This window comes from Candidatus Microthrix parvicella Bio17-1 (assembly GCF_000299415.1).
GTDB lineage: Bacteria > Actinomycetota > Acidimicrobiia > Acidimicrobiales > Microtrichaceae > Microthrix > Microthrix parvicella.
The window spans coordinates 927,831-946,391 of the sequence record NZ_AMPG01000002.1 but is presented as its reverse complement, the minus strand read 5'-3'; the positions used below and the strand labels follow the sequence as shown (position 1 = coordinate 946,391).

Here is an 18,561-nt window from a genome sequence, read left to right as displayed (position 1 = left end):
GAGGGGATCCTAGTCAGCCCCCCGCCAACCAGCGATGGGAGTCGAAAAGTCTGGAGCAGCTGATTCTTTGCGCCAACTTTCCAGGGACGGGTCATCAGCCATAGGGAGCGGGTCTGGAAGGTCAAGAAGCGCTCTGGCGGGAAGAGCAAGTGCCTCCCCGCTGATCAGAGCCTCACCTGTTCTTAGAGATGGAAGTACGGCTGCGATCGTAGCAACGGTGTCGGGCAGCGCAGACCTGATTTTGGATTGGTCTGCCGAATTAGTGAGGCGCATTGCTACCAGTGAGCCACATTGCGCTAGGGCTGTGTCAGGGAGTTCTGAAGGTCTCTGGGTAACTAGCATTAGCCCGACCCCATACTTCCTGCCCTCCCTCGCGATGCGGTTGGCTGCGGTGCGTGCCATGTTGGATGCAGACTCTCCTAGGTAGCGATGAGCCTCTTCAAGAACCACGAGCAAGGGTCGAGAGCGTCCGATGCCATGTCCACTATCTCCCGACCTAACGGCTATCTCGAACAGCAGATTCAGCACCACTCCAATCGCAAGGTCGCTGGCAGGCGCCGGCACACCACTGAAGTCGAGCACCGAGATGGGCTTCTCTTTACCCAGCCATTCCGCGACAACCTCTGGCAGTGGGTCGGGACCTGATGCGATGCCCAGGGGCTCGCGAAAAAATCTCAATCTTTGGTCTCTCAAGCCGAGTCGAAGAAGCTCGGGCACGCTTGCATGGACCCCGTGGAGAGGTCCCTTGAAAGGTGCATTGTTTACAGGTGAATAGGAAGTGAACCCTGCAGGAGATAGGGCAGCTGAATCTCCCTCGTCTTCAGTGCATACTGAGTTCGGGTCTGACTTGATGGTTCGTGTTTCGTTGTTCTCAAAGTCGAGCTGGTACCACACCTTTCGAAGATCAAAAGGGACTGGCGTGTCCGGTGTAACAGCTGCTGTCGCCAGTTTTAGCCATGGTGCCGCCGTCACAAAGGCCCGTCGTTCGTCGGTCACGAGTTCGTCAAAGCGGCTTCTGGTGGTAGGGCTGGCGCTACCTGCGAAGACGCTGAGTATGTCTCTTGCGGGTAGCGCCCAATACGGAACCCGAAGGGCTGCATCGCCGTGGCCAAGCACAGAGCGCACCGCCGCGTCCTGGTCAAGCGCCTGCCCGTACTCACCGTGCGGATCAATCACCACTATGTTGGCCCCGGGCCAATCATCGCGAGCGAAATGCTGAAGAAGTGACACGACAGCACTGGTCTTGCCGGCGCCCGTTGACCCGACTACGGCAGAGTGTCGCATGATGAGCTTGCCAACATCTAGGCAAACGGGAACATCTTCGGCAGCGGAAAGTCCCCCGACTCGAACGCGGCCGGGGTCATCGGACGGGAAGACGATTCGAAGGTCGTCGGCGGTGGCGAAGTGCACGGGATCATCGAGACCAGGATATGAACCTACTCCGCGCCTGAAACGTGATGTGCCTCGGTCGATCTCTCCCAGCAGCTCGACCTGGAGCCACCGCTCGCCTGTCTGAACGATTTCGCTTGGCTCTGGCGCGCCTGCCAGTTCTGCGATACCAAGTAGGTCCACTTGACCGATTAGATCGACAAGACCCTGGGGAAGTCGCACAAGCGACCCGATCTGACCCAGTGGGAGCAGCTTGCCGTTGTGGATCGGCGCAACCCCCGCGAGATCAGGATCTATCGCTACGGTGACCCGGCTGCCCAGGACGTGGCGAACGCGGCCCACGCACGTCGGGTGCCGTTCAGGCACCGGCTGACTCCGCTGCCGTTGCTAGTAGTTCAGCCATCCTCGCCTCCAAGTCGCTCTGCGGGGGCGAACTCCGAGATAGGAAGGTAGCTAAGTTCGAGAACGACCCAAGTCCGAACTTATCGTCGTTCCATAGTTCGGTTGGAGTGTCGCCAGGAGCGGTCCAGCCACTCCTTTTGCAGCCTATGATAGCCTCATTGGCTCCGAGAGCCTGGAAGTTTGGTGTCAGCAAAGCTCGTTCTGCGACCTCGTCAGGAATCGATCCGTAGCTGAACGCAATAAATTCGGATCGTTGTTTCCGGGTAGCTGCATCAAAGATCATCTCATTGAGATGAGCGTCGCCGAACGAGTAGCCGCTGATCAGGACCAGCGATTCTGGATGATGGAGGGCCCGCCGAAAGCGGTCCTGAAGCACGACGAAGGGCACACGACGCGACTCGTCGTACTTTGCATCGGACGGGTAGATCGCAGCCGGTTGATCATCATGCACTGGGCCTCCCAACCTGACGACGTCGGCTCGAGGATCGTTTTCCCATGCCCAGTTCACTGACCCGTGGAGCTTCCACAATCTGGTGAAGAAGGCTGGTAGCCAGCTAGCCGATTCACTCGGGCCAGCCTCGACGTATTCTGTACGGAAGCGGGCGCGAAGTGACCCCATGAAGCCATCAAAATAGGGCAACCCAAGAGAGTCGAATGCTGTCTCGAGAAGTAGGTCGTAGTTGACGGTGAAGATCTCGACCGGGAGGTGATAGTCGGCTCGCGCCGCCCATGCCGCCAGCCGCAAGACTGGTGTGGCGTCTGCTGCTTCGAGCGAGACGCCGTCGACGATTTGACGACAAATATCTTGGTCGAGTTCTTTCGCAGCTGCGCCTGTTAGACCGTCCACCGTTCCTTCACCATCATCCAACAGCGTCGAAATCCGTCGCAGTCGACTCAATACCTGTTCGAGATTTTGATGCTCCAGCTGGGACGTGAACACATCTGCTAGAGCGTCATCTAATCCTGCCTGTATGAGTCGAGTGAGACCAGTCATATCCGGTAGCCCACACGCCCGTGACGACCCAGCCCCGAGAAAGAGGCAGACGTGGCGTGAGCGGGTCGCGAGTTTGGCCGACAGCTCATTTGCGAACCCGAGGACTTGATGCGCTGCCATGGACACGCAGCGTAGCCGTAGGTCGATCGTTGTTCGGGTTTGCTTGGCGTGAGGGGCTGGTGCCGAATCGATCTCCTGACCGTTCAGGCTGAAGTTGAAGGCGTGGCGGAGCCGTAGAGCAGGCTGCCCAAACTGCGAATCGGTGGATGAAGGGCTGAAGCTTCACAGTCGGAGGGCCAAGCTTCCAGTTTCAAACGAATTGTTGAGGCCAACTCCTCGCCGGAACAAGAACGTGTTCTAGTCTTGCGCCGTCCCGGCTGGATCGCTCCTGCGTTGATGGCTGGCGGCGACTTGTTTGGCCGTGCATCGATTAAGGGGGAACATGGCTGCTGAGACCATCGACGAGGTGCTGCGTGCGCCGCTTGTCATCGAGTACCCATTCCGGCGAACGACCGGGCCGGTGATCGGGGCGTTCTTCACCGCTGTGCGGGAGGGTCGCCTGCTGGGCATCAAGGCCGCCGACGGTTCGGTGATCTGTCCGCCCCAGGAATATGACCCGGTGACCGCCGAGCCGCTGACCGAGCTGGTGCCGGTTGGCGACACCGGCACTGTCGAGTCGTGGACGTGGGTTACGGAGCCCCGTGAGGGCCAGCCATTCGATCGGCCCTTCGCTTGGGTGCTGGTGCGCCTGGACTGCGTCGACACGCCGATGTTGCATGCTCTGGACGTTGCTTCCCCCGACGACGTGTCGGTGGGCCAGCGGGTACGGGTGGCGTGGGCCGAGGAGCGCACCGGCGCCATCACCGACTTCCACTTCGCACCGGAGACCGACGAGAGCGAGGCCTCGTCATGAGCGCCGACGACACAACCGATCGACCCATTTCCACGCTGCCTGGGGGCCTGTGGAGCCAGCCGGCCGTCGACACGTCGGCGATCGACGTGCTGGCCGACGCCGAGACGGTGGCCAGCATCCGCACGCCTGCTGCGCTGACCTACAGCTACACACCCGGCACCGCCCGATCGGCCTTTCTGCGGGGGATGGCCGAGAAGCGCCTGCTGGGGGAGCGGGACCCCGAGTCGGACACGGTGTACACACCGCCGACCGGTGTGATCCCCACCAACGGCCTGGCGGCCGCCGAGCGGGTGGAGCTGGCCCACAAGGGCACGGTGACGAGCTACTGCGTGGTGAACGTGCAGTTCAGCGGCGGCGATCACGAGCTGCCGTACGTGACCGCACTCGTGGTGCCGGACGGCTCGAGCGTGCCGCTGTACGGGCTGATCCAGGAGGTGCCCTTCGACCAGATCCACTCCGGTATGCGGGTGGAGGCGGTGTGGGTGGACGACGCCGACCTGACCACCAGCTTCGAGAACATCAAGTGGTGGAGACCCAACGGCGAAGAAGACGCCGACCCTGCCAGCTACGCCCAGTTCGTGTGAGGTGCTCATGACCCATTCAAACTTCTCAGCGGGCCAAGACGTTGCCATCGTCGGGTTCGCCCAAACCAAGCACGTGCGAGCGGCCGAGACGCTGAGCGAGATCGAGATGATCCAGCCGGTGATCGCCGAGGTGATGGAACAGGTGGGGCTCAAGCACAACGAGTTCGACTTCTACTGCTCCGGCTCGTCGGACTACCTGGCCGGGCAGGCGTTCAGCTTTGTGATGACGCTCGACGCCATCGGCGCCTGGCCGCCGGTGGCCGAAAGCCACGTGGAGATGGACGGCGCCTGGGCGCTGTACGAGGCGTACCTGAAGATCCGCTCGGGCCACGCCGATACCGCCCTGGTGTACGGCTACGGCAAGTCGAGCCCCGGCGACCTGCCCCGGGTGCTCAGCCGCATGTGCGAGCCCTATTACACCGCCCCGCTGTGGCCCACCTCGGTGGAGCTGGCCGCCCTCCAGGCCCGGGCCTGCATCGAGGCCGGCGTCACCTCCGAGGCCGAGATGGCCGAGGTGGCCGCCCGCGACCGTCGCAGCGCCCGGGACAACCCCAACGCCCAGCTGGCCTGGGACCGCAGCGCCGCCGAGCTGCTCACCGGGGACTACCTGGCCAACCCGCTGCGCCGCGACGACTGCGCCCCGATCACCGACGGGGGCGCCGCCATCGTGCTGGCATCGCCCGAACGGGCCACCGAGCTGTGCGCCCGGCCCGCCTGGATCACCGGGCTGGACCACCGCATCGACGCCCACTCGCTGTCGGTGCGCGACCTCACACGGGCCCCGTCGGCCCGCCTGGCAGCCGAGGGCGCCGGCGTTGGCGACGGCCCGATCGACGTGGCCGAGCTGCACACCTGCTTCACCCACCACGAGGCGATCCTGCGCAACGAGATGGGCCTGGCAGACGACGTGGTGATCAACCCGTCCGGTGGGCCGCTGGCCGCCAACCCGATGATGGCCGCTGGCATGATCCGCATCGGAGAGGTGGCCAACCGCATCTTCGACGGCACAGCCAACCGCGGCGTGGCGCACGCCACCGGCGGACACCTGATGCAACACAACCTGGTGGCGGTGCTCGACGCTGAGCGATCCAGTGCATCCGACCAACTATCTACATCCAACCAGCCGGAGGGCAGCCGATGAGTTCCAACCGCGTTGCCGTCGTCGGAACCGGACAGACCAAGTACGCCTCCACCCGGGGCGACGTGTCGTTGCCCGGGCTGCTGCGGGAGGCCGTGTATCGGGCGCTCGAGGACGCCCACATGACGATGGCCGACATCGACGCCGTCGTCGTCGGCAAGGCGCCCGACTTCTTTGAGGGCGTCATGGTGCCCGAGTACGCCCTGGCCGACGCCATCGGCGCGGTGGGCAAGCCGCTGTTGCGGGTGCACACCGCCGGGTCGGTGGGCGGCTCGACCGCCATCGTGGCGGCCAACCACATCGAATCGGGTGTGGCCCGCCGGGTGCTGACCGTGGCCTGGGAGATGCAGAGCTGCTCGGAGGCGATGTGGGCGCTGTCGTTTCAGATCCCGTTCCAGCAGCAGCTGGTGGCGGGTGCGGGCGGCTACTTCGCCCCCTACATCCGCAACTACATCGCCCGCTCCGGTGCGCCCGACGACATCGGCATCCAGGTGGCGGTGAAGGACCGGCTGAACGCGCTGCGCAACCCGTATGCGCACCTGCACGAGCCCGAGATCACCTACGAGTCGGTGCGCGAGTCGCTGATGCTGTGGGATCCGATCCGCTACTCGGAGACCTGCCCGTCGTCCGATGGTGCGTTTGTGATGGTGCTCGGCGACGAGGCGACCGCTGATGCGGCGGCCGCCGAGGGGCGCCAGCCGGCGTGGATCCAGGGCATGTCGATCCGTTCGGAGCCCGCCATGGCCGCCGGACGCGACCAGGTGAACCCGCAGGCCGGCCGCGACTGCGTGGCCGACGTGTATGCCCAGGCGGGGATCACCAATCCGATCGAGGAGATCGACGCGGTCGAGTGTTACGTGCCGTTCAGTTGGTATGAGCCGATGTGGATGGAGAACCTGGGCTTTGCTGAGGTGGGGGAGGGCTGGAAGCTGACCGAGTCGGGTGCCACCGGCCCCGACGGGAAGCTGCCGGTGAACATGTCCGGCGGCGTGCTGTCGTCCAACCCGATCGGTGCGTCGGGCATGATCCGCTTCGGTGAGGCGGCCATGCAGGTGCGGGGCCAGGCCGGCGACCACCAGGTGGACGGCGTGCGCCGTGCGCTGGGCCACGCCTACGGCGGCGCCACCCAGTTCTTTGCCATCTGGGTGGTCGGCACCGACAAACCCTGACAGAGTCGCTGCGGGGTCATCGGGCCTCCACTTGTCTCATCCGAGCCGTAGACTCTGATCCATGAGCAGGAACTATCAGCCTGGTGTTGCCACAAAGGTGACGTCCGCTCGCGAGCTTCTGGAGTGCCTCGGCGGAGTCGACCCAGGCCTCGACGATGGCACCCCGGCGCAAGCGCCGGTGCACCGAACCTTTGATGGCTCTGAAGCTGAAGTCCAGTTCCTGATCGACAATTACAAGCGCGAGTTCCCGGATACCCACCGGTCGGGCGCAGGCCTCCGGATCATCGCAACAGCCCCCCGGTTTCCCGACATCACCCGAGACGATTGGGACGAGCTGTTCACTGACCTCGAACCGCCGACTGAGGATGACGTCCCGTGGAAGTTCCCAACGCGCTCCCGATGAACATCCAACCGGCCCGAGATGTTTGAACCCGACCGCTGGGTCGAGCATCTGGACGCCCATCGGATCTCATACGTCTTGGTGGGTGGATACGGGGCCACGCGCAGAAGGCGACGCAGTCACGCCCGAAGTGCTCATCGAACGTGAGGTCACCACCTGGCAAACCAGCCTTGGCAGAATCGACGTCCTGGTCGGCATCCCGGACGCAGATGGGATGCCAGTCGGCTACGAAGCCCTTCAACAAGGGGCGATCGCGCTGCGACCGGCTGGGACTGACATCGACGTCGAGGTTGCCGACCTCGGCGACATCATCATTTCCAAGGAGTTCGCCGGTCGCTCGAAGGACACACAGGCTCTCCCCGAGCTTCGACGAATTGCTGGCCAAGCATCTGACCCCAGCCGACCAGATCGATGACCGAGGCGTTGGCCAAGATCCAGGATGCAGCCGAAGCGGACGAGCGGTCGATGTCAGCAAGGAGTCTCCTGAGTTGCTCGCCAGGGCCTGCCGCAAGGTCGATCCGTTCGGAGCCGGCGATGGCTGCCGGACGAGACCAGGTGGACCCGCAGGCCGGGCGTGACTGCGTGGCCGACGTGTACTCCCAGGCGGGGATCACCAACCCGATCGAGGAGATCGACGCGGTCGAGTGTTACGTGCCGTTCAGTTGGTATGAGCCGATGTGGATGGAGAACCTGGGCTTTGCTGAGGTGGGGGAGGGCTGGAAGCTGACCGAGTCGGGTGCCACCGGCCCGGACGGGAAGCTGCCGGTGAACATGTCCGGCGGGGTGTTGTCGTCCAACCTGATCGGTGCGTCGGGCATGATCCGCTTCGGTGAGGCGGCCATGCAGGTGCGGGGTCAGGCCGGTGACCATCAGGTTGACGGCGTGCGCCGTGCGCTGGGCCACGCCTACGGCGGTGCAGCGCAGTTTTTTGCGATCTGGGTGGTCGGCACCGACAAGCCGTAGGCGGCGCCGCGGCGCCGTTTCCCCCCAGCACGCCGAACTCGGGACGATCCTGCCGGTCCAGACCGGCACGATCGTCCCCGGTTGGCCAGCAGAGCTGCGGCAGCCTTGCGAGAAAGTTGATACAATTTACTCTCATGAGTATGGCGCAGAATGTTCGAGAGCATGTTGAGCGCAACCCTGTCCGGTGCTTCATCTCACCTGCGTCGATCCCGGGCTCTCGCCGCGCAGTGGAATGCGAAATGTCTCGTCTCGCCGCCGAAGGCGAGGTCGTGCGAGTCCGCAAGGGCCTCTATTGGAAAGGGCCCAAGACCCGGGCGGGCATGCCGCTGCCCCGCCCGCTCGAGGTTGCGTTGGAGATCGCTGGCCTCGGCTCGGGGCCCTCTGGAGTATCAGCTGTCCAGAGCCTCGGGCTGACCACACAGGTTCCCGCCATCGAACAGGTTGCGGTAGCGGGCAGGGTCCCAGCACCGATTGTTGGGGTGCGGTTCGCGTCCCGTTCAATCGAGCGCCGCATAGCAGGGCTGCACCCCGTGGAGGTCGCGTTGTTGGAGGTGCTTCGGGCTGGTCCGGGAGTCGTCGAAGCGCCGTGGATTGACGTGGCCGATGTGGCCGGTCGGTTGGCCAAGGGGGGAGCGATCCGCCCAGAGCTGCTCGCCCAACAGCTGGCCCGCGAGTACCACGTCGCAGCTCGGGATCGATTCGATGAACTCGGGCTCGATCAAGCTGTGAGCGCATGACCGAGCATGCCGAGTCCATTGGGCTCCCGATCGATTTCGCTGAATCGCAACCCGTCAGCATCCTCGTGCTTGAACCAATCCGGACGTTGGTCGACAAGCTCATGTTGCTCCATCACACAGCGACCGAAGGCGACGCACAACGCAATCTGTGACCGCCCGCCACTACTACGACGTCGACCGACTACTGCGAAACGATGACGTGGTCGCTCAGCTCTCGGAGCCTCCCGTCGACGTGCTCGCCCGCGAGGTCACCGAACACTCCCGAGCCGCCGGACTCCCCACCGTCGATCGGCCCAAAGGTGGGTTCGCCGCAAGCCCAGCTTGGGACGCCACCGCATCCACAGAAGCTGCCGATGCCTACCACGACATCGTGTTGGCGAATCTCGTGTGGGCTGGAGCGCCCCGATCCGACTTCGAGTCCTGTTGCGCTCGCGTGCACGAACTCGCTCACCTCCTGTAGGTGTCCGGCGAAATGGTGCGTTTGTGATGGTGCTCGGCGACGAGGCGACCGCGGATGCGGCGGCCGCCGAGGGGCGTCAGCCGGCGTGGATTCAGGGCATGTCGATCCGTTCGGAGCCCGCCATGGCCGCCGGACGAGACCAGGTGGACCCGCAGGCCGGGCGTGACTGCGTGGCCGACGTGTACTCCCAGGCGGGGATCACCAACCCGATCGAGGAGATCGACGCGGTCGAGTGTTACGTGCCGTTCAGTTGGTATGAGCCGATGTGGATGGAGAACCTGGGCTTTGCTGAGGTGGGGGAGGGCTGGAAGCTGACCGAGTCGGGTGCCACCGGCCCCGACGGGAAGCTGCCGGTGAACATGTCCGGCGGGGTGTTGTCGTCCAACCCGATCGGTGCGTCGGGCATGATCCGTTTCGGTGAGGCGGCGATGCAGGTGCGGGGCCAGGCCGGCGACCATCAGGTGGACGGCGTGCGCCGTGCGCTGGGCCACGCCTACGGCGGTGCCACCCAGTTCTTCGCCATCTGGGTGGTCGGCACCAACAAGCCCTGAGCGGGTCTCGGGGTCGGTTTGGGTCCGTCGAGCCGTCGAGCGAGAACTCGGTCGCACGGGCAAATGGGTCGACCTGCATGCCCGCAAACCCTGTACTTGTATGCTCGCAAATCCTGTACTCTGCTGTCCTCGTCTTGGTCGTGGGCCCGAGGGGAACCGGCAAGTCAACTTCGATGAGTGCGTTTGCCGACACCACGCTGGACCTCTCGGAGCCGGGCACCCGTCTGGCGGTCACCGAGGATCCCGACGGAAGTCTCGCAGCAGCAAGCGGGACTGTGCTGATCGACGAGTGGCAGGAAGCGCCCGAGGTGTTGGGGGCACTCAAACGGGCGGTCGACCGCGACCCATCGCAAACGGCCGGGCGGTTCATCGTCACCGGCTCGATCCGAGTGGCCCATCAAGCTGCCACTTGGCCGGGGACCGGCAGGCTCATCCGAGTCCGAATGTATGGATTGACCCAAGCAGAACTCCGCCACGATCCGAGATTGAACCCGATCGATGCTTGGTATTCGGCACCACAGCCCTCGCCTGTTCGGTCGGACTACACCCGCGGTGACTACCTCGAAGCCATGACCCAAGGCCGATTCCCAGCGGTGATAGGCCGCTCCGGGCGGGGACGCGACCGTTGGTACCAATCCTATGTTGAGCAACTCGTCGATCGAGATGCCGCTCAGATCAGCGATCGCACCGCTCGACCCGGAACGCTTCGCTCCGTACTTTCCTCGTGCGCCGTTCGCACCGGGCAGGAACTGAACAAGCAGGCGACTGCGGAGGATGCTGAAGTCGATTTTCGCACCGCCGATCGCGCGATTGGGCTCTTGGAAGACCTGCTGGTGATCGCTCGGGTTCCGGCCTGGCACTCGAAACGGCTGAAGCGGCTCACCCGCACTCCCAAAGTTCACCTCACCGACCCCGGTATGGCCGCGCACCTCCTCTCGGTCACAGCCGAACAGCTCGGACGCGAGCCTGGGCTGGTCGGGCAGATGTTCGAGACGTTCGTGGTGTCCGAACTGATCTCCCACATCGAGACAGCGGGGGAGCGAACGGAACTGTTTCACTTCAAGGACCGTGATGGTCGCGAGGTTGACGCCGTTCTTGAGCGGGCAGGACGGGTGGTTGGGATCGAGGTCAAGTCCTCGAGCAGCGTCGACAGAAAGGCCGCCCGTGGGCTGATCTGGCTCCGAGATCAACTCGGTCAGTCATTCCACCTCGGTGTGGTGTTGTACAGCGGGGCCAATCCGTTTCAACTCGACGACCGGATTTGGGCGCTTCCAATCAGCTCGCTCTGGCACGCCAGCCGAAGGGGCTGAGGCGGAGGGGTCACCGTGCGGGAAGTCCGCGGCACCGAGTCCGAACGCATCCAGCGCGAACGGCTGCTCGTTCCATCTACGAGCTTCGCTCCATCCCCGTCCGAAACGATCGCGTGCGGGTCGCGCAACTCAATCTTGAGCGGGCTCAGCTGAGAGTCGCTGACATGCAGGCCGGTGGCTTGCCCGGGTTTGAGGGTCTCCCCTTTCGTGCCACGTGGTGTCGCGTCTCCTTCGCTGCTGTCGACCTTCCGGTGAGCGATAGCTATCAGTTCACCGTCACTCACCGAGGGACAACGACCTTCTCGGCAGATCAGCTCGCGGCCGACGGAAACGCCGTCCTGCTCGCTTTGGGTTGACTGAGACGCAGGTCGCACCAGTGGCCCAGCTGGTTGAAGCTCAGGGCGGCTCGTCCCCAAAGGGTGCCCCACGGGCCCGATGGCGGCCGGGCAGACAACGAACCTTGTCTGCCGTCGGGCGGCCAGGTAGATTGTGGTGGTAATCCGGTCATCGTTCACGCAATGAAGTTGAGAGCGAAGTTCACCATCCTCTGATGAGGAAGTGATCACTCATGGCACACACAGACGAAGAAATCGATGCGGCCTCGCGTAGGTTCGAACAACTGGTCAACGACTTCGACCCTGCGGCGGCGGTAGTAGACAACATCGACGAGCTCAGCCAGGTCGCAGCAGCTTCCGAGGCTGTCCGCGCCGGCGAAGCCAAACTGCGCGAATCCGTTGCGATCGCTCGAGCGCGCGGCCGGTCGTGGAAGGAAATCGCCCTGGCTCTCGGCGTGACTCGACAGGCTGCTCGACAGCGATTTTCAGACAGGGCGAGCGCCTGATCCAGATCCGCGGCGCGGCCTCGACCGACATGACCGAGCTTGGACCAAGCCGGGCCGCAATCGCAATCGACCGGTCTGGCCCAGCGAAAGATTGCCCGCCTGCGACAGTTTTCCGAAGTGGAAAACTCAACGTTCTGGGAAACTCGTCTGAGTTGTCAGCAAACCTCTCGAAGCCCTGCCGGTGAGGTTCAGCCGCCGGTGACTGGCCAGCCGGAGGTGGGGGTGGGGGTGGCCGGGAGGTGTTGCGCATATGCTTGCAACATGGATGCGGCGGAAGTGCTCCATTTTGCTCGCAAAGACGCAGAGCTGACAGTTCGGGAGTTGGCAGAGCGTGCGGGGGTCGCCGCGTCGACGGTTTCGCGGATCGAGCGACGTCAGATGGACCCAACGGTCGGCATGCTCGCTCGGCTGATCGCTGCCGCTGGTCTCGAGCTTGAACTCAGATCTCTTCACACGTATCGAGGGAACTTTGGTGCGCTAGCGGACGCATTGGAAGTTGACCCAGATGGGACGACGCATCCGGACTGGACCCGGCTGCGAGCAGTCCTCGACTACCTCTACCTTCACCCCACGCTGACCCAAGCGGCGATAGCCGACAAGCCTGAGCCCTCGGGGTCCGAGTTGTTGGACAACCTTCTCGCTGGAATCGCCGAGAAGATCAGCGACGACGCCGGCCTGCCGCGCCCATCCTGGACCAAGGACGTCCCGGCGCTCACAGCGCCCTGGATCTCGCCGGGGACGCCCCGGATGCAGGCTGTGGACCGAAGTGAGACACCTCCTCAGTTGGCGGTCAGGGGTATCACGCTCGCGGCCAACAACCTGTGGCGTGACCGGAGGACCGAGGTTGCCTGAACGCGCGCTCACTGGTGCCCAGATTCGGCGCTACCTGGCTGAGGTTGCCGACACGCTGGATCCGGTTGGCCCTCAACACACACTGATCCTGGTGGGAGGGTCGTTGCTCGCTTGGCACGGACTTCGAAGCACCACTATCGATGTGGACAGTGTTCGACGGCTGGACGATGAGCTCAGCGCCGCTGTGGCATCGGTCGCGATGCGCCACGACCTCGCATCGCGATGGGTGAACTCCAACGCCCTGCCGTTCGCGCCGGCGACGTTGGTGGAGGCGGATTGCGAGGTGCTGGCCGACCATCCGCGTCTGAAGCTTCTTGGTGCGCCGTGGTCCCAGGTCTTCGTCATGAAGCTCTACGCAGGACGCACGCGAGACCGGCGGGACCTCCCAGAGATCTGGCCTCGGACGGGCTTCACGTCGGCCGGTGACGCAGCGAGGATGTTCCGTGAGGCCTTTCCGCACGCTCCAGACGATGAGTTCCTCAGCAACTACATCGAGACCGTCGTGGCTCAGGCGCCGGACGGCCCCCAAGCGATCGAGCACCGCTGCCACCCGGCCTTTGTCACCGGTTGGCGGCGGCCAGGAGGGCGTCGAGGATGAGGTCGAGGCCGAACTCGAACTCCGAGCGGAAGTCGTAGCCGGGCTGGAGCACGTAGTCGGCGGTCAACTCCGCCAGGTGCGGGTACGTTTTCGCCGGCATTCGTTCGATGATCGACTCGGCGAACTCCGTCATGTCGGCCCCGCCGGTGGCGGGGAGGTTCGCCTCCTGGAGGGCGAAGCCATACACGTAACTGTCGATGAGCGCATAGGCGTGAGCGGTCATCTCCAGCGAGAGCCCGCCCCGCCGCAGGCATCCAAGCACCGCATCGTGATGGCCGAGCGTGGCGGGGCCCGGGTTGGTGCGCGACTCCATCAGCGGCGCCGCCCACGGGTGGCATGCCAGGACGGCCCGGGCGGACAGGCAGCGCTGTCGGATCGCCGGTTTCCAGTCGAGGTCGACGGGGGGCGGATCGATCTCGGCGAAGACCAGGTCGATCATGCCGTCGAGGATGGCCTCCTTGCCGGCAACGTGGTGGTAGATCGACATCGGCCTGGTGGCGAGCGCATCCGCGAGTTTTCGAATGGTTAGCGCCTCGACGCCGATCTCGTCGGCGAGCGCCACTGCACCCTCCAGCACGCGCTCCGCGCTCAGCCGTTGTTTCCTAGGTGTCGCCCCAGCTGCTGCCATCGGCCTCCTCCAGATTTCCCGTTGCGCATGGTACTTAGTACGAGTACCGTACTCCACAACCGACTGGTACAAAGTACGAACATCGCGGAGGCGCGCCATGCGCACGACATCGAGCCACCTGACCAACTCCGGCTCGCAGCACAGCGTCGGGAGCGCCCGCATGCGGGCGGTCACCCAGGTCGAGTACGGATCGTCCGAGATCCTGGAACTCGTCACGATCGACCGGCCCACCATCGGTGACGATGAGGTGCTGATCGAGGTGAGGGCTGCCGGCCTGGACCGGGGCGTCTGGCACCTCGCCACCGGTCTGCCCTACCTCGCCCGCCTCATGGGCTACGGATTCCGGAAGCCGAAGCAGCCGGTGCCCGGCCTGGACGTGTCCGGTGTCGTGGCCGAGGTGGGCCGCGACGTCACCCGCTTTGCGGTCGGCGACGAGGTGTTCGGCATCGGCACGGGCACCTTCGCCCAGTTCGCCGCCGCCAAGGAATCGAAGCTGGTGCACAAGCCAGCCAACGTCACCTTCGAGCAGGCCGGCGTGGCCACGATCTCGGGCATTACCGCCCTGCAGGCGCTGACCACGGCCGGTCGGCTGACCTCAGGCCAGCACGTGCTGGTGATCGGCGCCTCCGGCGGGGTCGGGTCGTTCGCAGTTCAGCTGGCCAAGGCGCTGGGCGCCACGGTCACCGGCGTGGCCAGCACGGCCAAGCTGGACGCGGTGCGGGCGCTGGGCGCCGACCGCGTCATCGACTACACCGAGCGATCGATCGACGATGGCACCCAACGGTACGACCTGATCATCGACACCGGCGGCGCCAACCGACTCTCCCGGCTTCGGCGAGCGCTGACCCCCACGGGCACCCTGGTGATCGTCGGGGCCGAGACCGGGGGTCGCATCGCGGGCGGCATCGGGCGCCAGGTTCGCGCCATGATGCTGTCGCCCCTGGTCGGCCAGCGCCTGGGGGCCATGTTCAGCCACGAGACGCTGGAGAACATCGAGTCGCTGGCCGAGCATCTCGCCAGTGGCGCCGTGACGCCCGAGGTTGGGCAGCGCTTCGAACTGGACCAGGTGCCAGACGCCTTTGTGGCCATGGAGGAGGGAAGGCTCGTCGGCAAGGCCGCCATCAACGTCTCGGCCTGATCCCCCTGGGGTATCGCCAACCGTGCCACGCTCAGGTGCCGCTACCGTTCCCCGTCGTGGCCACTGACGACCCGTCCGCCGAGCAGCCCGCTGGCTCGTCCACCGCAGGGTCGCTGCTGAGGGTGCTGACCGCCCTTCCGAAGCGGAGCGACAACCTGGTGGCGGTCGTCAACGGTCTGTTCGGCGATGCACTCGACGACCGGGACTCGTCCTGGGCCACACCAATGACGATCCGTGCGCGCGACACGGTGCTGCCGCTCGACCGTGACTCGCTGCGCAACTCGCTGTCCACCGTCGACGTTGGCCCGCGCCTGTGTGTGCTCGTTCATGGGCTGATGTCGACCGAGTCGATCTGGCGCTTCCCTGGCGACCGATCGACCACCTTCGGCACGCTGCTCGCCGACGACCACGACGTGACCGTGCTGTCGGTGCGCTACAACACCGGTCGCCACATCTCCGACAACGGGCGGGAGCTCGCCCAACTGCTCAGCCACCTCGTTTCGGCGTGGCCGGTGCGCGTCCGCGAGATCAACCTGATCGGCCACAGCATGGGCGGGCTCGTCATCCGATCTGCAGGTCACTACGCACGCCGCCAACGGACGCGCGGTCGACGGCTGCCGATCGGGCGGCGCTGGACCAGCAAGGTGCGTCGGGTGGTGCTGATCGGGGTGCCGAACACCGGCGCCGGTCTGGAAGCTGTCGTCCACTCCGCCAGCGCTGCCTTGTGGGCGCTGCCCATCCCCACCACACGACTCGTTGGCCTCGGGCTCGACCAGCGCAGCGCCGGCATCAAGGACCTTCGCTTTGGCGCCATCGTCGAAGAGGATTGGGCCGAGCGGGATCCCGGCGCCCGTCAACGCAACTTCCCACACCTGCCGGATCGGCTTCACCGAGCCAAGCATCTGGTGATTGGCGGCACGATCACCACCGACCCCGACCACCCGCTGGCCAAGATGCTCGGTGACGTGCTTGTCACCTCGCCGAGCGTCTCGGGTCGCTCCACCGACGGTGACCTCTTCCCGCATGCGACGACCCGGACGTTCCCGAAGATCACCCACAACACGTTGGCCCACCACCCCGACGTCTACCAGGCGATCACCGACTGGTGGTGAGCGGCATTCCAGCGTTCCGTAGTCGATCTCCTTCGATCAGACGTTGCGACGGTCAGCCGGCGCAGGCGCGGTACGCAACGCCTGCGGGCCACGACATCTGCGGGGAGTCGATGGGCTCCACGCCCTTGGCGTCGATCGTGCGCCCGGCGGTGAACCACGCGGCGGGGCCGTCGGCGATGCGGACCTGAAGTTCGATCTCACCGTCGCCGGGGTCGATGTCCTCGACAGCCTGGCAGTCGGTTACGCGATACCAGGCGGTGAGGTCGACACTCTGGTCCGGTTCGAGGCGGAGAGGGAACCGATCGGACGGGCTCTCGGTTGGCGCGAACTCCGATGAGGCGTTGGGCTCGGTCGTGTAACCCATCAGTTTGAGTCCCGGGCGAGGACGGGCGCCGTCGACCACCTCGATGGCGACGCGCGAATCGTTCATCACCTCGGAGGTGACGCCCACCGGCCCGGTACCGCCCCACGCCACCACGCTGGTGGACACCTGCGGAATCACCGTGCCCGACGTGGCCGCCCATGAGATCGCAGCGACCATCCCGAGGAACGCCACCCAGAGAATGGCCCGCCGCCACAGCGGGCCGGGAGGTGGAACCAACTCGTCGAGGAGGTGCTCGTCGATCGGTGGGTTGAGGGTTGCGGACTCGGGCACATTGTCATACTGTCCTATGACAATGGGACAGTCAAGCAGTGCCTCACTCGCTCCGTCGGTCGCTGACGTGCTCGTCAGCCGGTTCATCGAGCGGTCGCAACGCTTCCGGCGAGCGGGTGCCATCGTCGGCATCCTCGGAATGATCTGCTCTCTGATCGTGGTCGCCGCAGGGGGCGACGGGGGCATCGAATTGAACCTCACCTTGTTCGCCTCGATCGGGCTCGCCGGCTCGATCGGAGGGTCGGTCCTGGCCGAGGGGTTCCGGATGCGGCGCAGCGGTCCTCGGATCGTGTCGCTCGAGGTTCGCGACCCGGACGTCTATCGGGACCGGATTGCGGACCAGCGGGAGCGCGTTCTGCTGGTTTTGGCTGCTCTCGGTGTCGTTGGAGCAGTGATCACGGGCCAGCACTTCGTGCGGGTGATCGCTTTGGGGGTCGTGGTGGCGGTGCTTGCGCTGGTCCGTCCCTGGGTGATGCAGCGGATCGCTGTGCGATCGCGGCCCGTCGTGCCGGCCGAAGTGGCGGCAGCCGACGACGAAGTGCGACGGATGGCCTCATCGGCCGGGATCTCTCGGCCGATGGTGACCTTGGGCGCCCTCGTTGTCTCAGCGCAGTGGTATGCCGTGTTCTCGTCTGGAACGGTCTCCGACTCGTCGCCTGCGGTCGTGTCGTGGCTTGCGTTGCTGGGATCGATCGTGCTCTTCCTCACGGCGTGCCGATGGTGGTGGACGAATCGGTCGTTTGGCCTGTCCCAACCGCAGCTTCAAGCGGCCGGCGGGTCACACTCGCACCTGGGCGGGTGGGTCCTGGGCATCGTGGCGGTCCTCGTCGTGATGATGGCGCTGCTGGTCCTGGCCCGGAGCATGGGCTGACCGTGCTGCTCCGCGTCGATGCCGACCTGCCGCTGCCGGTGTACGAGCAGATCCGCGTCCAGGTGGCTCGTCTGGCGGTGAGCGGCCAGACCGCCGCCGGCACCAGGCTGCCGACCATCCGCCAGCTGGCATCGGATCTGGGGCTCTCGAAGGGCACGGTCGAGCGGGCCTACGAGCTACTGGAGGGCGATGGGGTGGTGGAGCGCCGCGGGCGGGCCGGGACGTTCCTGCGCGTCCGCCCGACGAGCGGTGTCGGAGCGCACGACCTCACCGAGCTTGATGAGGCGGCTGACGCGCTCGCCGTCATCGTCCGTCAACTCGGCGTCGAGGAAACTGCCGCTCACGACGCGCTGGCCAGGGCCTTCGACCGCCTGCGGTGAGCACCCGGTCTCCGTCACGAATACATCATCGATCGGCGTGTAGCCGTCTTCGCCGCCGGGCTGCTGACCCTCGAGCGCCATGGTGTGGTCGACAGCGGCGACCTCCGAGGCGGCTTGGGCCGAGCCTGCTCCCGCACCGTGACGATGACAGCGAGCGCCGCCGAAGGCACCCCCCGACGCGTGCGAGCGTTCGGATGATCGGCTCGTGGCGACGCACCGCACCCCCGATGGTGTGACCCATGGTCATGGTGGCCGTCGGTCGGGCACGTACCGGATGACCCTCATCCTTGACGCCGGAGCGTTCGTCGCGCTCGAGCGCAACGACCGGGCGATGTGGCGACGGTTCAAGGCCGCACCACTTGCGGGAGTGCCGCCGCGGACCCACGGTGGCGTGATCGCTCAGGTTTGGCGTGGGGGTGCAGGCCGTCAAGCGCCACTCTCGCTGGCTCTGATCAGATCATCACTTCGGATCCGGG

At 65.2% G+C, this 18,561-nt stretch carries 20 protein-coding genes and 2 pseudogenes; 18 read left to right on the top strand and 4 right to left on the bottom strand.

Annotated elements, in window-relative coordinates; translation table 11 throughout:
• Positions 1–9 precede the first annotated feature (9 nt).
• Positions 10–1,755 carry an ATP-binding protein gene (locus MPARV_RS23690; RefSeq protein WP_202948832.1) on the bottom strand — a complete coding sequence of 582 codons (1,746 nt, stop codon included), beginning with the start codon at positions 1,753–1,755 and terminating at the stop codon, positions 10–12.
• Positions 1,748–2,731, bottom strand: coding sequence for an SIR2 family protein (locus MPARV_RS0112565; protein WP_020378498.1), 984 nt, complete (start codon positions 2,729–2,731; stop codon positions 1,748–1,750). The genes MPARV_RS23690 and MPARV_RS0112565 overlap by 8 nt, the downstream gene beginning before the upstream one ends.
• A 496-nt stretch (positions 2,732–3,227) precedes the next feature.
• Here MPARV_RS0112565 and MPARV_RS0112560 point away from each other — a divergent pair, with 496 nt between their 5' ends.
• The 14 genes and pseudogenes from MPARV_RS0112560 to MPARV_RS0112485 all read left to right on the top strand — a co-directional run bounded on the left by MPARV_RS0112560 (position 3,228) and on the right by MPARV_RS0112485 (position 13,301).
• Positions 3,228–3,698 (top strand): Zn-ribbon domain-containing OB-fold protein, encoded by a 471-nt coding sequence (locus tag MPARV_RS0112560; RefSeq protein ID WP_020378497.1) that lies wholly within the window; start codon positions 3,228–3,230, stop codon positions 3,696–3,698.
• Positions 3,695–4,282, top strand: coding sequence for a Zn-ribbon domain-containing OB-fold protein (locus MPARV_RS0112555; protein WP_020378496.1), 588 nt, complete (start codon positions 3,695–3,697; stop codon positions 4,280–4,282). The genes MPARV_RS0112560 and MPARV_RS0112555 overlap by 4 nt, the downstream gene beginning before the upstream one ends.
• A 7-nt stretch (positions 4,283–4,289) precedes the next feature.
• Entirely contained in the window at positions 4,290–5,423 is a 1,134-nt protein-coding gene (locus tag MPARV_RS0112550; protein WP_020378495.1) for a thiolase domain-containing protein, read from the top strand.
• Positions 5,420–6,589, top strand: a complete 1,170-nt coding sequence (locus tag MPARV_RS0112545) for a thiolase domain-containing protein (protein WP_020378494.1) — start codon at positions 5,420–5,422, stop codon at positions 6,587–6,589. Before MPARV_RS0112550 ends, MPARV_RS0112545 begins: the two co-directional genes overlap by 4 nt.
• A 61-nt stretch (positions 6,590–6,650) precedes the next feature.
• Positions 6,651–6,992: a hypothetical protein gene (locus tag MPARV_RS0112540; protein WP_012225464.1), complete on the top strand. Its 342-nt coding sequence runs from the start codon at positions 6,651–6,653 to the stop codon at positions 6,990–6,992.
• Between the two features lie 82 nt (positions 6,993–7,074).
• Positions 7,075–7,404: a hypothetical protein gene (locus MPARV_RS0112535; RefSeq protein WP_020378492.1), complete on the top strand. Its 330-nt coding sequence runs from the start codon at positions 7,075–7,077 to the stop codon at positions 7,402–7,404.
• Between the two features lie 77 nt (positions 7,405–7,481).
• A pseudogene (locus tag MPARV_RS0112530) lies at positions 7,482–7,952 on the top strand (thiolase C-terminal domain-containing protein); the annotation flags it as partial.
• Positions 7,953–8,191: 239 nt separating this feature from the next.
• Positions 8,192–8,689, top strand: coding sequence for a hypothetical protein (locus MPARV_RS0112525; protein WP_020378490.1), 498 nt, complete (start codon positions 8,192–8,194; stop codon positions 8,687–8,689).
• A 148-nt stretch (positions 8,690–8,837) separates the two neighbouring features.
• Complete coding sequence (locus tag MPARV_RS0112515) at positions 8,838–9,149, top strand: hypothetical protein (protein ID WP_020378488.1); 312 nt, start codon at positions 8,838–8,840, stop codon at positions 9,147–9,149.
• Between the two features lie 11 nt (positions 9,150–9,160).
• A pseudogene (locus tag MPARV_RS0112510) lies at positions 9,161–9,700 on the top strand (thiolase C-terminal domain-containing protein); the annotation flags it as partial.
• 77 nt (positions 9,701–9,777) lie between these two features.
• Positions 9,778–11,010 (top strand): ATP-binding protein, encoded by a 1,233-nt coding sequence (locus MPARV_RS0112505; protein WP_081582267.1) that lies wholly within the window; start codon positions 9,778–9,780, stop codon positions 11,008–11,010.
• A 568-nt stretch (positions 11,011–11,578) separates the two neighbouring features.
• A complete protein-coding gene (locus tag MPARV_RS0112495; protein ID WP_020378484.1) occupies positions 11,579–11,851 on the top strand; it encodes a hypothetical protein in 273 nt (90 codons plus the stop codon).
• 261 nt (positions 11,852–12,112) lie between these two features.
• Positions 12,113–12,703 (top strand): helix-turn-helix domain-containing protein, encoded by a 591-nt coding sequence (locus MPARV_RS22780; protein ID WP_012225478.1) that lies wholly within the window; start codon positions 12,113–12,115, stop codon positions 12,701–12,703.
• On the top strand, positions 12,696–13,301 hold the full coding sequence (locus MPARV_RS0112485) for a hypothetical protein (protein WP_020378483.1): 606 nt from the start codon (positions 12,696–12,698) through the stop codon (positions 13,299–13,301). Before MPARV_RS22780 ends, MPARV_RS0112485 begins: the two co-directional genes overlap by 8 nt.
• Here the strand turns inward: MPARV_RS0112485 and MPARV_RS0112480 are convergent.
• Positions 13,264–13,929 carry a TetR/AcrR family transcriptional regulator gene (locus tag MPARV_RS0112480; RefSeq protein ID WP_031278481.1) on the bottom strand — a complete coding sequence of 222 codons (666 nt, stop codon included), beginning with the start codon at positions 13,927–13,929 and terminating at the stop codon, positions 13,264–13,266. The genes MPARV_RS0112485 and MPARV_RS0112480 overlap by 38 nt on opposite strands.
• A 97-nt stretch (positions 13,930–14,026) precedes the next feature.
• Between MPARV_RS0112480 and MPARV_RS0112475 the strand changes: the two genes are divergently transcribed.
• Together MPARV_RS0112475 and MPARV_RS0112470 are read left to right on the top strand one after the other, a co-directional pair.
• Entirely contained in the window at positions 14,027–15,067 is a 1,041-nt protein-coding gene (locus MPARV_RS0112475; RefSeq protein WP_020378481.1) for an NAD(P)-dependent alcohol dehydrogenase, read from the top strand.
• Between the two features lie 56 nt (positions 15,068–15,123).
• Positions 15,124–16,179 carry an esterase/lipase family protein gene (locus MPARV_RS0112470; protein ID WP_157789593.1) on the top strand — a complete coding sequence of 352 codons (1,056 nt, stop codon included), beginning with the start codon at positions 15,124–15,126 and terminating at the stop codon, positions 16,177–16,179.
• A 52-nt stretch (positions 16,180–16,231) separates the two neighbouring features.
• Here the strand turns inward: MPARV_RS0112470 and MPARV_RS21305 are convergent, their stop codons facing one another.
• A complete protein-coding gene (locus tag MPARV_RS21305; protein ID WP_020378479.1) occupies positions 16,232–16,834 on the bottom strand; it encodes a hypothetical protein in 603 nt (200 codons plus the stop codon).
• A gap of 22 nt (positions 16,835–16,856) precedes the next feature.
• Between MPARV_RS21305 and MPARV_RS25230 the strand changes: the two genes are divergently transcribed.
• Positions 16,857–17,705 carry a hypothetical protein gene (locus MPARV_RS25230; protein ID WP_193788470.1) on the top strand — a complete coding sequence of 283 codons (849 nt, stop codon included), beginning with the start codon at positions 16,857–16,859 and terminating at the stop codon, positions 17,703–17,705.
• 2 nt (positions 17,706–17,707) lie between these two features.
• Positions 17,708–18,085, top strand: a complete 378-nt coding sequence (locus MPARV_RS0112455; RefSeq protein WP_012225487.1) for a GntR family transcriptional regulator — start codon at positions 17,708–17,710, stop codon at positions 18,083–18,085.
• The last annotated feature ends 476 nt before the right edge of the window (positions 18,086–18,561 follow it).

Coding starts and splice junctions, on each gene's coding strand:
- MPARV_RS0112560 (WP_020378497.1), top strand. CDS start 3,228: ATGGCTGCTGAGACCATCGACGAGGTGCTGCGTGCGCCGCTTGTCATC.
- MPARV_RS0112555 (WP_020378496.1), top strand. CDS start 3,695: ATGAGCGCCGACGACACAACCGATCGACCCATTTCCACGCTGCCTGGG.
- MPARV_RS0112550 (WP_020378495.1), top strand. CDS start 4,290: ATGACCCATTCAAACTTCTCAGCGGGCCAAGACGTTGCCATCGTCGGG.
- MPARV_RS0112545 (WP_020378494.1), top strand. CDS start 5,420: ATGAGTTCCAACCGCGTTGCCGTCGTCGGAACCGGACAGACCAAGTAC.
- MPARV_RS0112540 (WP_012225464.1), top strand. CDS start 6,651: ATGAGCAGGAACTATCAGCCTGGTGTTGCCACAAAGGTGACGTCCGCT.
- MPARV_RS0112525 (WP_020378490.1), top strand. CDS start 8,192: ATGTCTCGTCTCGCCGCCGAAGGCGAGGTCGTGCGAGTCCGCAAGGGC.
- MPARV_RS0112505 (WP_081582267.1), top strand. CDS start 9,778: ATGCCCGCAAACCCTGTACTTGTATGCTCGCAAATCCTGTACTCTGCT.
- MPARV_RS0112495 (WP_020378484.1), top strand. CDS start 11,579: ATGGCACACACAGACGAAGAAATCGATGCGGCCTCGCGTAGGTTCGAA.
- MPARV_RS22780 (WP_012225478.1), top strand. CDS start 12,113: ATGGATGCGGCGGAAGTGCTCCATTTTGCTCGCAAAGACGCAGAGCTG.
- MPARV_RS0112480 (WP_031278481.1), bottom strand. CDS start 13,929: ATGGCAGCAGCTGGGGCGACACCTAGGAAACAACGGCTGAGCGCGGAG.
- MPARV_RS0112475 (WP_020378481.1), top strand. CDS start 14,027: ATGCGCACGACATCGAGCCACCTGACCAACTCCGGCTCGCAGCACAGC.
- MPARV_RS25230 (WP_193788470.1), top strand. CDS start 16,857: ATGGGACAGTCAAGCAGTGCCTCACTCGCTCCGTCGGTCGCTGACGTG.